At 70.3% G+C, this 14,573-nt stretch carries 16 protein-coding genes; 7 read left to right on the top strand and 9 right to left on the bottom strand.

The window, feature by feature from the left end; genetic code table 11:
- Positions 1-27 precede the first annotated feature (27 nt).
- Positions 28-462 carry a universal stress protein gene (locus C464_RS12050; RefSeq protein ID WP_006113982.1) on the bottom strand — a complete coding sequence of 145 codons (435 nt, stop codon included), beginning with the start codon at positions 460-462 and terminating at the stop codon, positions 28-30.
- 97 nt (positions 463-559) lie between these two features.
- The gene (locus C464_RS12045; RefSeq protein ID WP_006113981.1) at positions 560-1,513 is read right to left on the bottom strand and encodes a transcription initiation factor IIB; all 954 of its coding nucleotides are present in this window, start codon (positions 1,511-1,513) and stop codon (positions 560-562) included.
- Positions 1,514-1,975: 462 nt separating this feature from the next.
- Between C464_RS12045 and C464_RS12040 the strand changes: the two genes are divergently transcribed.
- Both C464_RS12040 and C464_RS12035 read left to right on the top strand, forming a co-directional pair.
- A complete protein-coding gene (locus C464_RS12040) occupies positions 1,976-2,365 on the top strand; it encodes a hypothetical protein (protein WP_006113980.1) in 390 nt (129 codons plus the stop codon).
- A gap of 3 nt (positions 2,366-2,368) precedes the next feature.
- Positions 2,369-2,992 carry an METTL5 family protein gene (locus C464_RS12035; RefSeq protein ID WP_006113979.1) on the top strand — a complete coding sequence of 208 codons (624 nt, stop codon included), beginning with the start codon at positions 2,369-2,371 and terminating at the stop codon, positions 2,990-2,992.
- A 45-nt stretch (positions 2,993-3,037) separates the two neighbouring features.
- Here the strand turns inward: C464_RS12035 and C464_RS12030 are convergent, their stop codons facing one another.
- The 3 genes from C464_RS12030 to C464_RS12020 form a co-directional block, all read right to left on the bottom strand.
- Positions 3,038-4,921: a hypothetical protein gene (locus C464_RS12030; protein ID WP_006113977.1), complete on the bottom strand. Its 1,884-nt coding sequence runs from the start codon at positions 4,919-4,921 to the stop codon at positions 3,038-3,040.
- Positions 4,922-4,999: 78 nt separating this feature from the next.
- Entirely contained in the window at positions 5,000-5,278 is a 279-nt protein-coding gene (locus C464_RS12025) for a UPF0058 family protein (protein WP_006113976.1), read from the bottom strand.
- 93 nt (positions 5,279-5,371) lie between these two features.
- The gene (locus tag C464_RS12020; protein WP_004598554.1) at positions 5,372-5,587 is read right to left on the bottom strand and encodes a ribbon-helix-helix domain-containing protein; all 216 of its coding nucleotides are present in this window, start codon (positions 5,585-5,587) and stop codon (positions 5,372-5,374) included.
- Between the two features lie 244 nt (positions 5,588-5,831).
- Here C464_RS12020 and C464_RS12015 point away from each other — a divergent pair, with 244 nt between their 5' ends.
- Positions 5,832-6,446, top strand: coding sequence for a sulfite oxidase-like oxidoreductase (locus tag C464_RS12015; protein ID WP_006113974.1), 615 nt, complete (start codon positions 5,832-5,834; stop codon positions 6,444-6,446).
- 85 nt (positions 6,447-6,531) lie between these two features.
- The gene (locus C464_RS12010; protein WP_006113973.1) at positions 6,532-7,929 is read left to right on the top strand and encodes an isochorismate synthase; all 1,398 of its coding nucleotides are present in this window, start codon (positions 6,532-6,534) and stop codon (positions 7,927-7,929) included.
- Positions 7,930-7,934: 5 nt separating this feature from the next.
- Here the strand turns inward: C464_RS12010 and C464_RS12005 are convergent, their stop codons facing one another.
- Entirely contained in the window at positions 7,935-8,675 is a 741-nt protein-coding gene (locus C464_RS12005; RefSeq protein ID WP_006113972.1) for a proteasome assembly chaperone family protein, read from the bottom strand.
- Between the two features lie 94 nt (positions 8,676-8,769).
- On the opposite strand from C464_RS12005, the gene C464_RS12000 reads away from it, so the two are divergent.
- A complete protein-coding gene (locus C464_RS12000; protein ID WP_006113971.1) occupies positions 8,770-9,717 on the top strand; it encodes an RsmB/NOP family class I SAM-dependent RNA methyltransferase in 948 nt (315 codons plus the stop codon).
- Complete coding sequence (locus C464_RS11995; protein ID WP_006113970.1) at positions 9,714-10,244, top strand: DUF7122 family protein; 531 nt, start codon at positions 9,714-9,716, stop codon at positions 10,242-10,244. Before C464_RS12000 ends, C464_RS11995 begins: the two co-directional genes overlap by 4 nt.
- Before the next feature lie 77 nt (positions 10,245-10,321).
- Here C464_RS11995 and C464_RS11990 read toward each other — a convergent pair whose 3' ends face one another.
- The 3 genes from C464_RS11990 to C464_RS11980 all read right to left on the bottom strand — a co-directional run bounded on the left by C464_RS11990 (position 10,322) and on the right by C464_RS11980 (position 12,727).
- Positions 10,322-10,579, bottom strand: coding sequence for a hypothetical protein (locus tag C464_RS11990; protein ID WP_239640229.1), 258 nt, complete (start codon positions 10,577-10,579; stop codon positions 10,322-10,324).
- A 14-nt stretch (positions 10,580-10,593) separates the two neighbouring features.
- Positions 10,594-11,127, bottom strand: a complete 534-nt coding sequence (locus C464_RS11985; RefSeq protein ID WP_006113968.1) for a DoxX family protein — start codon at positions 11,125-11,127, stop codon at positions 10,594-10,596.
- An 85-nt stretch (positions 11,128-11,212) separates the two neighbouring features.
- Positions 11,213-12,727: a DUF790 family protein gene (locus C464_RS11980; RefSeq protein WP_006113967.1), complete on the bottom strand. Its 1,515-nt coding sequence runs from the start codon at positions 12,725-12,727 to the stop codon at positions 11,213-11,215.
- Positions 12,728-12,814: 87 nt separating this feature from the next.
- Here C464_RS11980 and C464_RS11975 point away from each other — a divergent pair, with 87 nt between their 5' ends.
- Positions 12,815-14,545 carry a tRNA uridine(34) 5-carboxymethylaminomethyl modification radical SAM/GNAT enzyme Elp3 gene (locus tag C464_RS11975; RefSeq protein ID WP_006113966.1) on the top strand — a complete coding sequence of 577 codons (1,731 nt, stop codon included), beginning with the start codon at positions 12,815-12,817 and terminating at the stop codon, positions 14,543-14,545.
- The last annotated feature ends 28 nt before the right edge of the window (positions 14,546-14,573 follow it).

Raw genomic sequence — 14,573 nt, 5'->3', positions numbered from 1 at the left:
CACCCGTGCCCGCCGAGGCCCGGCCGACTACTCATCCGTCGGCTGTCGCACGGTCAACACCGGCACGTCCGAGGTGCGGACGACGCGCTCCGTGACGCTCCCGAGCAGGTAGCGGTCGAGCCCCTTCCGGCCGTGGGTGCCCATCACGACGACGTCGATGTCGTGTTCGTCGACGTAGTTTTCGATCGAGCGGTACGCGGTACCGGACGTGACGCTGCCGACGCACTCGACGCCCGCGTCCGCGGCGGCGTCGGCCACGCGCCCCGTCGCCTCCTCGCCCTCGGATTCGAGCGCCTCGACCACGACCTCCGCGCCGGCCTCCAGCGTGGAGTACGCCGCGCCGTCGACCACGTAGAGCGCGTGGAGGCGGGCGTCGTACCGGTCGGCGAGGTCGATGGCGTGTTCGATCGCGGCGTCCGACGCCGGGCTGCCGTCGGTGGGAACGAGGATCTCTGAGTACATCTCACCCCGTGCTACAGCGGGTAGCGATTAAAAACCCGATCCAACCGCCCCGGGTCGCGGAACGGAACGCACTCCGGCGTCTCGACCGCGGAGCCGTCTAGCGGAACCCCATCGCTTCGATCTGCTCTTGATACCGGTTCCGGATGGTGACCTCGGTCACCTGTGCCACGTCGGCGACCTCGCGCTGTGTCTTCTTCTCGTTACAGAGCAGCGAGGCCGCGTAGATTGCGGCCGCCGCGAAGCCGGTGGGCGACTTCCCGGAGAGGAGCCCCTGCTCGGCGGAGACGTCGATGATCTCGGTCGCCTTCGACTGGACCTCCTCGGAGAGCTGGAGCGCCGACGCGAAGCGCGGGACGAACTGCTTGGGGTCGACCGGCTTCAGTTCCAGGCCGAGCTCCTGAGAGATGTACCGATACGTCCGGCCGATCTCCTTCTGCGGAACTCGCGACACGTCGGCAACCTCGTCAAGGCTGCGGGGGATCCCCTCCTGTCGACAGGCGGCGTACAGGGCGGCGGTGGAGACGCCCTCGATGGAGCGTCCGCGGATCAGATCCTCGTTGAGCGCGCGTCGATAGATCACCGACGCTACCTCTCGTACCGAGCGGGGAACGCCGAGCGCGCTCGCCATGCGGTCGATCTCCGAGAGCGCGAACTGGAGGTTGCGCTCGCCCGCGTCTTTCGTCCGGATCCGCTCTTGCCACTTGCGCAGACGGTGCATCTGCGACCGCTTCTCGGAGGAGAGCGACCGACCGTAGGCGTCCTTGTCCTTCCAGTCGATGGTCGTCGTCAGCCCCTTGTCGTGCATCGTCTCCGTGATCGGTGCGCCGACGCGCGACTTCGACTGCCGCTCGTTGTGGTTGAACGCGCGCCACTCCGGCCCGCGGTCGATGTTCCGCTCGTCCAAGACGAGCCCGCAGTCCTCACAAACCAGCTCTTGATCGGCGTCGGTGACGATGTTCTCCGAGTCACACTCCGGACAGGAGACCGTCGATTCGTCCGTTTCCTGCTCCGTGTCTCGCTCCTGTTGCCGTTGGCGACTCGGACGTTCCATTAAAAGGTTTGTGGTCAGTCGCACATTTAACTCTTGTCCACGCTAATCAATGACCCTGACAGAATCCCGGCCCTCCGAAGTACGGCACTACGGCGTACAGACCCGTTCTGCCGCCGCTTTGCGGATCGGCCCCGGGCCCCGGCGGTGGCCACTCGCGCGTCCACAGGCGACGCCGCGACGCACAAAACGTGACCGCGGTTCGAGGTCGGAATCTGTCGGCCGAACCGACGGATCCGCCGTCCGACAGGTCCCGCGGCGACGGGCGCGGTGGATCCCGTCGTTTTCGACGCGATTACCCAACGAACGCGCGTCTTCGCGATCCATGACCCGCGCGCTCGGCGATCCGGGTCCTTCCGTCGCGGCGGCCGCCCGACACGGTCCGGAGTTCGGAAGCGAGTCCGGCCCCGTATTACTACTAAACATCTATAAAGATTTTTGTATAACCTATACCAATAGGCGTGTATGAGCACGACCTCCTCGGCCGGCGTCGAACGCACGCTGCGCGGCTGTCGCCCCGCCGACGTCGAGCCCGTCGTCGTCGACGCGTCGGACCTCGAAAGCACCGCCCCCGACCACCTCCGCGACATCAAACAGGGGCTCGCGGCCCGCGGCTACCAGCCCGCGGCGGTCGCCGCCGAGGCGGCGTTCGACGCCGAGAGCACCCTCGAACGACAGCGCGAGGCCGACCGCCTGCGCGCGCTCGTCCGCGCCGCGTCGTTCCTCGGGGCCGGCCGGATCGAGGTCAGCGTCGACGGCGAGACGTCCGAGGCGGCCCGCACCGCGCTCGCGGCGCTCGCCGAGCGCGCCGACCGCGAGGGCGTCGAGTTCGTCCGCGTCGACGGCGCGGCCTGACCGATGGCGACGAAGCGGTCGCTCGCGACCAAGCTCGGCGTCGTCGCCGGTTTCGAGCGCCCGGATGCCGCCCTCGAACAGTACCCGACGCCGCCGGAGCTGGCCGCCCACGTCGTCCACCTCGCCGACCTCCACGGCGACGTCGACGGCCGGACCGTGATCGACCTCGGCACCGGCACCGGGATGCTCGCGCTGGCCGCCGCGCTGCGCGGCCCCGCCCGCGTCGTCGGCCTCGAACTCGACGACGACGCGCTGGCGACCGCCGGGGCCAACGAGCGCCGCGTCGCCGCCAGCGCGCCGGTCCACTGGGTCCGCGGCGACGCGACGCGCCCGCCGCTCGCCGTCGCCGAACCGGCGACCGTTGTGATGAACCCGCCGTTCGGCGCGCAGGACGGCAACCGGAACGCGGACCGCGCGTTCCTCGACGCCGCGAGTGACCTCGCCGACGTCTCCTACTCGATCCACAACGGTGGCAGCCGAGAGTTCGTCGAGGCGTTCGCCGCCGACGAGGACGGGGAAGTCACCCACGCCTTCGCGGCCGAGTTCCGGGTGGAGGCGCAGTTCGACCACCACACCGACGACGCGCGCGACATCGACACCGAAGTGTACCGGATCGAGTGGGCCTGAGCCCCGCCGTACCGCTCTCCCCTCCGCGATCCGGAGAACCCCGCACTACTGCCGCCCTTCGTACCGCTCCCGCTCCGCGACCCTGACACGCGTCTCGCCGCGCTCCGCGAACACGGTGTCCCCCTCGCGCACGAGCCTGAGCCCGCGGACCGTCACCGACTCGTTGGCGGCCGGGAGCGGTGCCGTGACGTTGTTGCCGCTCCCGCCGACCACCGTCAGCTCGAACCCGTCGGGCGTGGCCGCGACGACGACGTTGCGGCCGTCGATCCGCGGCTCGGCGCGCGCCGGGTCGCTGGTGAACAGCGTCCGCCTGCTCTCGTTGCGGATCGCGTCCACGCGGTACGCCGGGCCGCCGTTCGCGGCGACCCAGCCCACGCGCTGGACCCCGACGGTCTCCCGCCAGCCGGTCCCGCCAACGTCGACCGCGCGGTACCCCCAGAACGCGAGGTTCCCCTTCGAGACGGCGGTCGTCCATATCTCGCGGTCCGGGTTGCTGACGATCACCCCCGAGGTGTTGACCGACGTGGAGCGACCGAACGCCTCCACGTCGACCACGCTCACGAGCCGGTCCTCAACGTTCTCGGCGTATGTCACCTGATACCCCTCCACCTCTATCGGGTCGCCGGGGAGGTCCCCGTCGTCGACGGCGACGAGGTTCGGGACGATCCCCGGTCCGGCGACGGCCGCCAGCGCCGCGACGAGCAGGAGCGCCCCGACCGCCGCCGGCGTCGCGGACCGGATCCCGTCCCTGATCGTCTCGGGCTCCGGGACCGCCCGGCTCGGCCACAGGGGCTCGTCCCGCGAGACGGCGGCGACGGCGACGATCGCGGCCAGCAGGGCGAGCAGCCCGACGCCGACCGCGCGGTACAGCTCGTACCGCTCGTTCCCGAGGTACCAGTACACCGCCCACAGCCGGCGCGAGGCACCGAACAGCAGCAGCGCCCCGAAGACGACGAGCGCGGACCGCTCGGTCGGGGTCGCGGCGGACTCCCCCTTGTCCGCGGTCGCGACCGGGTGGCTGCTCCACCGCCCCCCGACTCCGTCCCCGTCGCGGCTCCCGTCGCTCCGCGCTCGGGCGCGACGCCGCAAGAGGCGGACGGCGACCAGCGCGCCGCCGATGAGCCCGAGCGCGTGCCCCTGGATCGCGATGTTCGCCCACCCCGGGACGCCGTAGGAGGGCGAGGCCTCCGCGAACGCCACCGGGACCCGGACGGCGTTGTAGAGGACGCCGACGAGCGTCGTCCCCGCCATGGCGACGAGCGCGGCGACGGGGCGCGAGACGAGCGCGAACCCCCAGTAGCCGAACACCACGAGCGAGAAGCCGACCACCGGCCCCAACGCGAACAGCGCCGAGAGGAGGCCGAACCCGACGGCGACCCCGGGGACGATCAGGAACGCCCGGACGTAGGGGTTCGCGCCCGGCGACTCGACTGCGGCGACGCGGCTCGGAATCCGCCCGACTCCTTCCGGGAGCCGCCGCAGACGAGCCGGGAGTCGCCGGAGGCGGACGGCGAGCCCCTTCCCGTCGTCGACGTCGCGCCCCTCGGGGAAGTGACCGTAGGCGTACTCCGCGAGGCCGCCCGCGACGAGCGCGGCGAGGAGGTTCCCCGTGACGTGCCCGCGGCTCGCGTGCGCGAAGCTGGACCAGAGGAGTCCCTCCGGATAGAAGTACGACCATGACCGGAACGGGATCACGACCGGCCGGTTCGGGTCGTCGACGCCGGACTGGACGAACAGGTACACCCCGATCACCCCGGCGATCACGAGGAGCGTTCCCCACGGGACGCCCCAGAGGAGCCGCGAGCGGAGCGCCCGCGTCCAGCCGCCCTCCCGGCGGTCGACGAGGGACACCGCGGCGAGCGCGAGAGCGACGCCGACGCCGCCGGCGGCGAGGTGAACGGCGTCGGACCCCAGCGCCTCCGCGATCATATCACACGGGACGGGGCCGCGCGCACATCAATACGGGGGTCAGGAGTAGCGGTGCGTCGGCGGCGGGGCCGCTCGGCGTCAGATCTTGTTCTCCGCGTCGTCGGCGAGCTCTTCCATCCGCTTGCCGACGCGGCCGGCGGGCGAGAACTCGTCCTCGCTCATCGCGTTCGCCAGCGCGTTGCCGAGGACGAACACCGCGTGCTTGTGCTCGCTCTTCGATTTGTGAACGTGCGAGGGGTCGACGTCGAGCTCGTCGTACGGATCGAACAGCGACCTGTCGACCGTCTCCTGCGCGCGGAAGTGCTCCATGATCGTCACCATCTGTTCGTGGAGTTCGAGCAGCTCGTCCTTGTGCATACCCACGGATACGGGATGTAGGCCCTTTAAGGGTTGTTGAGGGCGGTACGCACGGGTCCGCGCCGCGTCGGCCTCGCTCGGAGACGGTTTCGGTCAGAAGACGTACTCGTCTTCGTGGCCCATCATCCCCTCGTCTTCGAACCCGTTGGAGTCGTCGTCGTCTCGCGGGCCGCTCGTCTTGTACGCCTTGATGCCAGTAGATAGCAGCTCCTCGACCGCCTCCTCGCGGTTGAGGAACTCACCCTCCTCGACCATCTGGGCGATCTGCATCTCCAGATGCTCCGGCACGGTTATCTTCACTCGTGGCATTTGCTGTTCGGGTCTTGTGGGATGGCGTATATAAAATTGGCGTCGCGAATCCGCGTATATGAAAACTCGAGGCAATATCTCAAAATTTTATTTTTGTTTCACTGAACTCTCGTTGGAGTAATCAGAACGCCCTCGACACCGGTGCCCCGTCGCCGGCGCGGTCTCGGCCGAGGGCCTCTCGGCCGCGCGTGCCCTCCCCACCGGGAGCGACATTCATACGTCGGTCCGGGCCGAACGGCTGTCCATGAGCGAATCCGGCGTCGACGCGGCCGAGGACCTCACCGACCTCTACCGCGAGTACGGCGGCGACCGACTCCCTCCGGGCCAGCGCGAGACCGACGGCTTCCCCGTCCTCTCGAAGAGCGGGACGCCGTCGTGGGACCCGGAGGCGTTCGAGCTGGAGGTGTGGGGCGCTGTCGAGGAGCCGCTCTCCCTCTCGCTCGACGAGTTCCGCGACCTCCCGTCGGTCACCCAGCGACAGGACTTCCACTGCGTGACCGGCTGGAGCAAGTTCGACTGCGAGTTCACGGGCGTCGCGTTCGCCGACCTCGCCGAGCGCGCGGGCGTCCGCGCCGACGCGGAACACGTCATGTTCCACGCGCTCGACGGCTACACGACCGACCTCCCGCTTGACGAGTGTACGAAGCCGGGCGTCCAGCTCACCTACGGCTACGACGGCGAGGCCCTCCCGGCCGACCACGGCGGCCCGATCCGCGTCGTCACGCCGCACAAGTACGCGTACAAGGGCGCGAAGTGGGTCTCGGGCGTCGAGTTCCTCACCGAGTCGGAACTCGGCTACTGGGAGAAGCGGGGGTACAGCGACACGGCGAACCCCTGGAACGAGGAGCGCTACAGCTGACCGCCGCCCGCTCGCAGCCCGATTTCCCCCGCTCGCTCCGCCCCGATAGTCAGGATAAAGGGTCCCCGGCCCCGACTCGATACGTATGAAACGGGCGCGCTCCCGGTCGTCGCCGCCGCTGGTCAGCCGGACCACGGCGATCGACGAGCCGGCGTTCGCGGCGGCGTTCGACGCGCTTTCGGCCCCGCGCACGATCTGGAGCGCGCCCGACGACGCGCTGGTGATTGGCGGCGGCGCGGCGGCGACCCTGACCGCGTCGGGCGGCGACCGGTTCGCGTCGATCCGCCGCGCGACGACGGAGCTGTTCGAATCCGGCGACGTCCACGCGGGGACCGAGGCGGCGCGTCCCCGCGTCTTCGGCGGCTTCGCCTTCCACGAGGGGGCCTCCGACGGCGACCCGTGGGGGGCGTTCCCGGAGGCGCGGTTCGTCTTCCCCCGAGTCCAGCTGACGATCGCGGACAACGGCGCGTGGCTGACCGTCAACGCGGTGGGCCCGGACGCCGGCGTCGACGCCGTCGAGGACCGACTCGCTCGCGAGGTCGACCGGTTCGCCGACCTCGACGAGGGGACCGATAGCCGTTCCCCGCGCACCGCGGTCGACGGTCGGAGCGCCCGCCCGCCTCGGCCGGGGATCCGCGAGAGCCGCCGGACAACGAGCCGCGAGGCGTGGCGCGACAGCGTCGGTGCCGCGGTCGACAGGATCGCCGACGGCGACCTCCAGAAGGTCGTGTTGGCGCAGGCGCTGGAGGCGGACCTCGCGGCCGACTTCCCGCGGGCGGCCACGATCGAGCGCCTCGCGGAGAAGTACCCGGACTGCCACCGCTACTGGTTCGAGCCGGTCGCCGGGGAGGGCGCGTTCTTCGGAGCCACGCCCGAGCGACTGGTCTCGCTGCGGGGTCGAACGGTCGAGACCGACGCGCTCGCCGGGACGACCGGACGCGGCGAGACCCCGTCCGAGGACGAGTGGCTCGCGCAGGAGCTCCTCGACGACGAGAAGAACGTCCACGAACACGAGCTCGTCGCGGAGACGGTCCGCGACCAGCTGGAGCCGTTCGCGGCGTCCATCTCGGCGGGCGNCCGCCGCGTCCGGCGGCTCGCGACGGTCCAACACCTCCACACGCCGATTACCGCCGAGCTCGACGCGGACCGGCACGTCCTCGAACTCGTCGAGGCGCTCCACCCGACCCCCGCGGTCGGCGGCCTGCCGCCGGACCGCGCGCTGGCGACGATCCGAGAGACGGAGCCGTTCGACCGCGGCTGGTACGCCGCGCCGGTCGGCTGGATCGACGCCGCGGGTAACGGCGCGTTCGCGGTCGCCATCCGCTCGGCGGTCGCGACCCGCCGCCGCGCGACGCTGTTCGCGGGCGTCGGCATCGTCTCCGACTCCGACCCCGACCGCGAGTGGGACGAGGTCCAACTGAAGTACCGCCCGATCCTCGACGAGCTGGAGCGCGACGACGCGGCCGGATCGGCCGACCGCTAGCTCGCCTACTGGAACATCTTCAGCGGCTCGGCCTGCGAGCTCTCCTCGGTCGCCTGTCGCATCTGCTCGGCGAGCTGTCGCTTCGCGCTCCGGATCTCCGTCGCCTGCTCGACGAGTCCGTCGGTCGGCGTCTCGGTCCCGGCGATCGGGTCGATGCCGTCGAGGATGAGCGTCCGCGCCGCCTCGGGGTCGGGGAACTTCGGATCGGACTCCACGACGAGCCCGACCGCGTCGCGGTCGGCCTCCAACGCGGCCGCGAGCATCGCGCCCGTGGGCCCGGAGACGAGGCCGGACTCGGACGGCGCTTCCACCCCGGTGCGCGCGAGCGCCTCGCCGCCGTTCCCGGTCGCGATCCCGTACAGATCCGGGGGCGAGTCGTCCTTCTCGCGGCCGAGCCCCGACAGGAACACCGGGAAGAGGTCGGCGTCCTCGAACCACGAGTCGAGACACGCCGCGACCTCCGTCGCCGCCCCCGGTTTCACGGGCACGTCGCTGCGGAGCGCGACGAGGTCGTTCGCGGGGTCCGCGTAGAGCCGCACCGGGGTCGTCGCGGCCGCCTCCCCCTCCTGATAGACGGCCACGGGCGGCAGTCCGTCGCAGTGGACGTTCGCGTAGTGGGTCATCTCGTGGGCGTCGATCAGGTGGTCGGTCGCGATCTTGCCGACGAGGCCGACGCCGGGGAACCCCTCGATCAACGTCGGCTCGTCCAGCGAGACGCCGTCGTCGAGGACGGAAATGCGGGCCATGCGCGACCCTACGCCGGGGCCCGACCTAAAGGTGCGGCGCCCGCGGGCGCTCGCGTCCCGAAACGGTCTAACGGGCCGACCCGAAAGGGGAGCCATGAATCCGCTCGACCGATACGAGTCGCTCGTCGACGACGTCGACGCGTTCCGGGCGGCGTGCGACCGGCCCCTCCCCTCGGTCGTGCGCACGAACGGCATCGCGGCGACGCCGACCCGCGTCCGCGAGGCGTTCGACGAGTCGGGCGTCGCGTACGAGCCGGTCGGCTGGCACGACGGCCTCTTCCGGCTCCCCGACGGGAACCCCGGCGGCAACTGGCCGTACGTCCACGGCTGGACCCACGGCCAGGAGGAGGTGTCCGTGCTGCCGACGCTCGCGCTCGACCCGGAACCCGGCGAGCGCGTCTGGGACGCCTGCGCAGCGCCCGGCAGCAAGACGACCCAGATCGCGGACGCGATGGACGACGAGGGGACCGTCGTCGCCAACGACAACAACCTCGGTCGCCTCTCGGCGCTCCGGCACAACGCCGAGCGCCTCGGGATCACGAACGCGATCGTCACGAACCAGGACGCCCGCAACTTCTCGACGAAGCCGCTGGCGTTCGACGAGTTCGACCGCGCGCTGGTCGACGCGCCCTGTTCCTGCGAGGGCACGTGCCGGAAGAACCCGGACGTCTTAGACCAGTGGACGCTCGACCACGTCCACGCGGTCGCGGGCATCCAGAAGGGCGTCTTGGCGAGGGCCGTTCAGGCGACCCGCCCGGGCGGCGTCGTCGTCTACTCGACCTGTACGTTCGCGCCGGAGGAGAACGAGGCCGTCCTCGACCACGTCCTCGCGAACGAGGAGTGCGAACTGGTCGACTTCGACCTGCCCCTGGAGACCGACCCCGGCGTGACGGAGTGGGAAGGGGAGACGTACGACGAGTCGGTGACGCGCGCGCAGCGAGTCTACCCGCACCGCAACGACACGGGCGGCTTCTTCTGTGCGAAGCTGCGCGTGGGCGGAGAGGTCGGTGAGAGCGCGGACGACGGCGAGGTGGCCGCATGAGCGACGACGCTCCCACCAACGACGGCCAGCAGTTCGACCGGCTCCCCGAGACGCCCGCGGACCGCGAGGTCGAGGGGCGCGCGAACCGCGCCGAGGTCCTCGACTGGTTCGAGGAGCGGTTCGGGATCGGCGAGGAGGTCTTTCAGGGGTACTCCTTCTGGGAGAAGGGCGCCGGGAAGGTCTGGATCTTCAACGGCGAGGCGACCGACCCCAGCGAGGTCGAGGCGATCGGGATGACCTTCCTGCGCACGCGGCAGGAGCACTGGAAGCCGACCGGGCGGGCGGTCTCGCGGTTCGGCGCGCACGCGACGAAGAACGTCGTCGAACTGGACCCGGCGCAGGCGGCCCGGTTCGCGGCGGGCGACGACCAGGACCTCCCCGAGTGGGACGGCGACTGGGGGTACCTGATCGCGACCCACGAGGTTGCGGGCGAGTCGGTGCCTATCGGGGTCGGGCTGTACCTCTACGACGAACTGCGCTCGGTGGTTCCGAAGGGGAGCCAGGCGGACCTGCCGGTCGCGGAGTGAGGGGTCGTCGCCGCCGTCCGAAAAAAGTCAGTCGTCGGAGCGTCGCGTCTGGACGGCGCTCCGGAGATCTGTGCGGGTCAGATCGACGTGTCCTCCGGCGGTTTGGTCGCGAAGTTGCTGATACCGTACGCCGCGAGCAGCAGCAGTCCCAGCAGGATCGTGTACGACCGAACGCTGAGGCTTATCAGCGTCTCGTGGACGACCTGTCCCTCTCCCGACACCGGATGCGGCGCTCCCGCGACGATCTCCAGCAGCCCCATCCCGACCGTGCCGAGCAGCACGAGCGCGCCGCCGCCGTACAGTCCGACTCGTTCCATTGTAGTGAGTTGGCTCATGTGTTGTCACCTCGTTAACCGATCAAGTACCGCAGCCGCGGGTGGTCCCTGACGAACGACGTCTTCGCGAGGTAGGCGTCGACGCCGAGCACGCGCCCGGCCCCGAGCGTGGCTATCATCGCGAAGATCAACAGCCCGAGCAGGTCGCCGGTGATCACGCCGTGGGCCCAGCCCCCGGTCTCGCCGTTGATGAAGTAGAAGAACGTCATCAGGAACGCGCCGAAGAACGCGGCCAGCCGCGTCAGCGCGCCGACGATCAGTCCCAGCCCGATCAGGGTCTGCCCCAAGGGGACCATGATATTGGTAAATGACAGCAAGATCCCGTCGGAGAACAGCGTGACTATCGGGCCGAGGCTCGTCTGCGCCGCCGCGCCGCCGACGAACCAGCTCGCGTCGAACGGCCACGCGAGGAACTTGTCGAGTCCCGCGTGAAGGAACCACCAGCCGACGATCAGCCGCAACACGACGAGCCAGTAGGCGAAGCGCGACTCTTCGACCGGGAACGATACGTCTCTGCCCAGCAGCTGCGTTTGGATGTTCGTGACCATTGGACTACCCCGATTGCGAAAACGTTCGGTTACGATATATAAATCTACCTCCAATGTCAACCGCGAGTAATTCGCGAATCCCGGACTACTCCTTCCGTCGCACCGTCCCGCCGCCGAGCCCCTCCCACTCGACCCGGTAGCCGAGCGCCGAGAGGGTCGCGCTCGCGTCGTCGACGCCGTACTCGTCCAGCGTCGCCTCGACCGCGGACAGCGCCGCCCCGTCGTCGATCGCGTCGTCGATCCGCGCCAACACCGACGGCCTGACGAGCGTCCGGCCGACGAGCTCGTGGCTGGGAAACGGGCCGTCTTCCACCGCCGCCTCGCTCACGCCGTGTCGGTCGGCGAGTTCGCGCAGGGTGAGCACGTCGTCGTCCGGCTCGAAGGCGTCCGGGAGCGACTCGGCCGCGTCCGCGACGAACTCGGCCTCGTACTCGCGGAGCACGTCGATCACGTCCTTCACCCGAACCGCTCCGGTGTAGGTGACGACGCGGTGGCCGCGCGCGGCGATCTCCTCGCCGACGCCGAGGCTCTCGTCGACGGCGACGAGGAGGTCCACGTCCTCTACGTCGGCCAGCTGCCCGAGCTTCTTTGCCACGTACTCGGGGGTCCAGAAGCCCATCACCTCGAAGAACAGCCGGAAGTCCGCGTGGTCGTAGTCGAACGCGAAGTCCGGGATCATCACGCTCGCGCCGGTCTCGAGCGGCTCCGGCTCGCGGACGAGCGTCCAGTCGAGGTCGAGCCCGCGGAACCGACCGGCGAAGTCGGCCTCGACCCCGCTGTCGAAGTCGGGCTCCGCCACCGGCTCGACGTCCGGCACGGTCACGTCGCCGTCGGAGAGGCGCATGATGCGCTCGCGGCCGCGATCGTCGATCGTCGCCTCCAGCGACCACTCCGCGGACTCGGCCGCGGTCCTGAGCAGCCGAGCGAACGCGGTCCCGTACCGCCGGATCCGGGAGAACAGCGCGTCCGGACCGGTGACGACGAGCTCGCGCCCCTCCGGGGTCCGCGCCACCTCGTACATCAGCCGCAGACGCTTCACCGCCGAGACGAGCCGCTTCGGGTCGTTCGACCGCACTCGGACCTCGGTGGCGTCGAACAGGGCGGTCTGGGCCAAAGAGAGGTCGTACTGCGCCAGCAGGGACTCGGGATCCCAGCGCACGTCGGCGTCGACGAGGACCCGATTGACGTCGCGGTCGGCGTAGAGCGTCTCCGCCACGGCCGACGCGTCGATCCCGAGCGCGTCGGCCGCCCGGTCGATCGCGGTCTCCCGCTCCGCCTCGCTCGCGACGCCGACCGCCTCCGCGGCCTCGAACGCGGCCCGACGGACGCGACGCGGCGGGACCGCGGCGCGCGTCTCGAACTCGCACTCGCGCTCGACGAGCGCCGCGAGCCCGCGGACCAACTTGAAGTCCCCGTTCCGGGCGGCGGCGTCGGCCTCCAGGTCCGCCAGCGCGTCGTCGAGGTCGCCGCGGCGCTCGCCGACGTGCGACCCGAACGTCCCGAGGACGCGGGCCGCGAGCGGCCGGTGGTCGCGGCCGGTGAACTGCGGCCGGTAGCCGCCGCCCGCCCGGGAGACGCGCAGGAGGTCCTTCCGTAACACGGCCGCGGCTACGAGGGTGCCCGCCTAAAACCGGGCGGTTTCTCGGGTGCGACACGCTTAACCCCGGAACGTGCGGATCGACCCGTAATGAGTACCGACGCGGCGGGCGACGCCGAATCCGACGCCGCCGAGTCCGACGGCGACGGCCCCTCGGAGGCGTTCGTCCGCACCTGCGAGCGCCTCGTCGAGCGCATCCTCGACGGCGAGATCGAACGCGACGACCTCGAACGGGCCAAGCTCGACGCCTGCTCGGAGTTCGGCTCCCCGAAGGTGCCGAAGAACACCGCGATCCTCGACCACGCGCCCGCGGAGCACCGCGACGACGTGATCGAGGTGGTCCAGCGCAAGCCCGTCCGGACCGCGTCGGGCGTCTCCCCGATCGCGATCATGACCTCCCCGGAACTGTGCCCGCACGGGAAGTGCCTCTACTGCCCGGGCGGTCCGGCCTCCGAGTTCTCCTCCGCGCAGTCGTACACGGGCCACGAGCCCGCGGCGGCCCGCGGCGAGCAGAACGACTACGACCCGTACGGGCAGGTGACGCTCCGGCTCGAACAGCTCCGGAAGATCGGCCACCCCGTCGACAAGGCCGAGCTCATCCTGATGGGCGGGACGATGACCGCGCGCTCGCACGACTACCAGGAGTGGTTCGTGAAGCGCGCGCTCCAGGCGATGAACGACTACGACCTCGACAAAGAGCCGGAGCCGGCCGAGGGCGAGTCGTTCGCGCCCGCGCCCGAGGAGACCGAGTTCGAGTACCTCGAAGACGTGATCGCCGAAAACGAGACGAACCCGATCCGCAACATCGGCACGACCTTCGAGACGAAGCCCGACTGGTGTGACCCCGAGCAGATCGACCGGATGCTCGATCTGGGCGGCACGAAGGTGGAGGTCGGCGTCCAGACCACCTACGAGCGGATCAACCGCGAGATGCACCGCGGCCACGGCAACGAGGCGAGCCGGAACGCCAACCGCCGCCTGCGCGACGCCGCGTTCAAGGTGGGCTTCCACATGATGCCGGGCCAGCCGGGAATGACCCGGGAGATGTGTCTGGAGGACTTCCGGCAGCTGTTCGAGAACCCCGACTGGCGGCCCGACTACCTGAAGATCTACCCCACGCTCGTCGTCGAGGGAACCCGCGTGTACGACCGGTGGCGGCGCGACGACTTCGACCCGCTCACCAGCGAGGAGGCGGCCGACCTCGTCGCCGACGTGATGGACCACATCCCGAAGTACACGCGGCTCCAGCGCGTCCAGCGCGACATCCCCGCGGACTTCATCGACGCCGGCGTCCAGAAGTCGAACCTCCGCCAGCTCGCGGCGCAGCGCGCCGAGGAGAAGAGGATCGTCCAGCGGGACATCCGCGCCCGCGAGGTCGGACACAACGACGCCGACCCCGACCCGGACGACGTCGAACTCGACGTCACCACCTACGAGGCCGGCGGCGGCACGGAACACTTCCTCGCGTTCGAGGACCCCGTGCGCGACCTGCTCGTCGGCTTCTGTCGGCTGCGGTTCCCGTCGTTCGCCCCGGACCAGCCCGGCGCGGCCGGGACCGAGAGCGACCCGATCCGACCCGAACTCGAAGACGCCGCGCTGGTCCGCGAGCTCCACGTGTACGGCAACGAGGTCGGCATCGGCGGCGACGGCGACTGGCAGCACCAGGGGTACGGGACGAAGCTCCTCGAACGCGCCGAGGAACTCTCCCGCGAGGCCGGCTACGACAAGGTCGCGGTCATCTCGGGCATCGGCGCCCGCGAGTACTACCGCAACAAACTCGGCTACCGACAGGACGGACCGTACGTGTCGAAGCGGATCTGACCGGTTCCCGACCGGTGTCTCGCGACCG

Origin of the sequence: Halorubrum coriense DSM 10284 (assembly GCF_000337035.1) — an archaeon.
In the GTDB taxonomy this organism is placed as follows: domain Archaea; phylum Halobacteriota; class Halobacteria; order Halobacteriales; family Haloferacaceae; genus Halorubrum; species Halorubrum coriense.
Note: the sequence above shows the minus strand (reverse complement) of the source record. Positions and strands in the feature narration are given on the sequence as shown.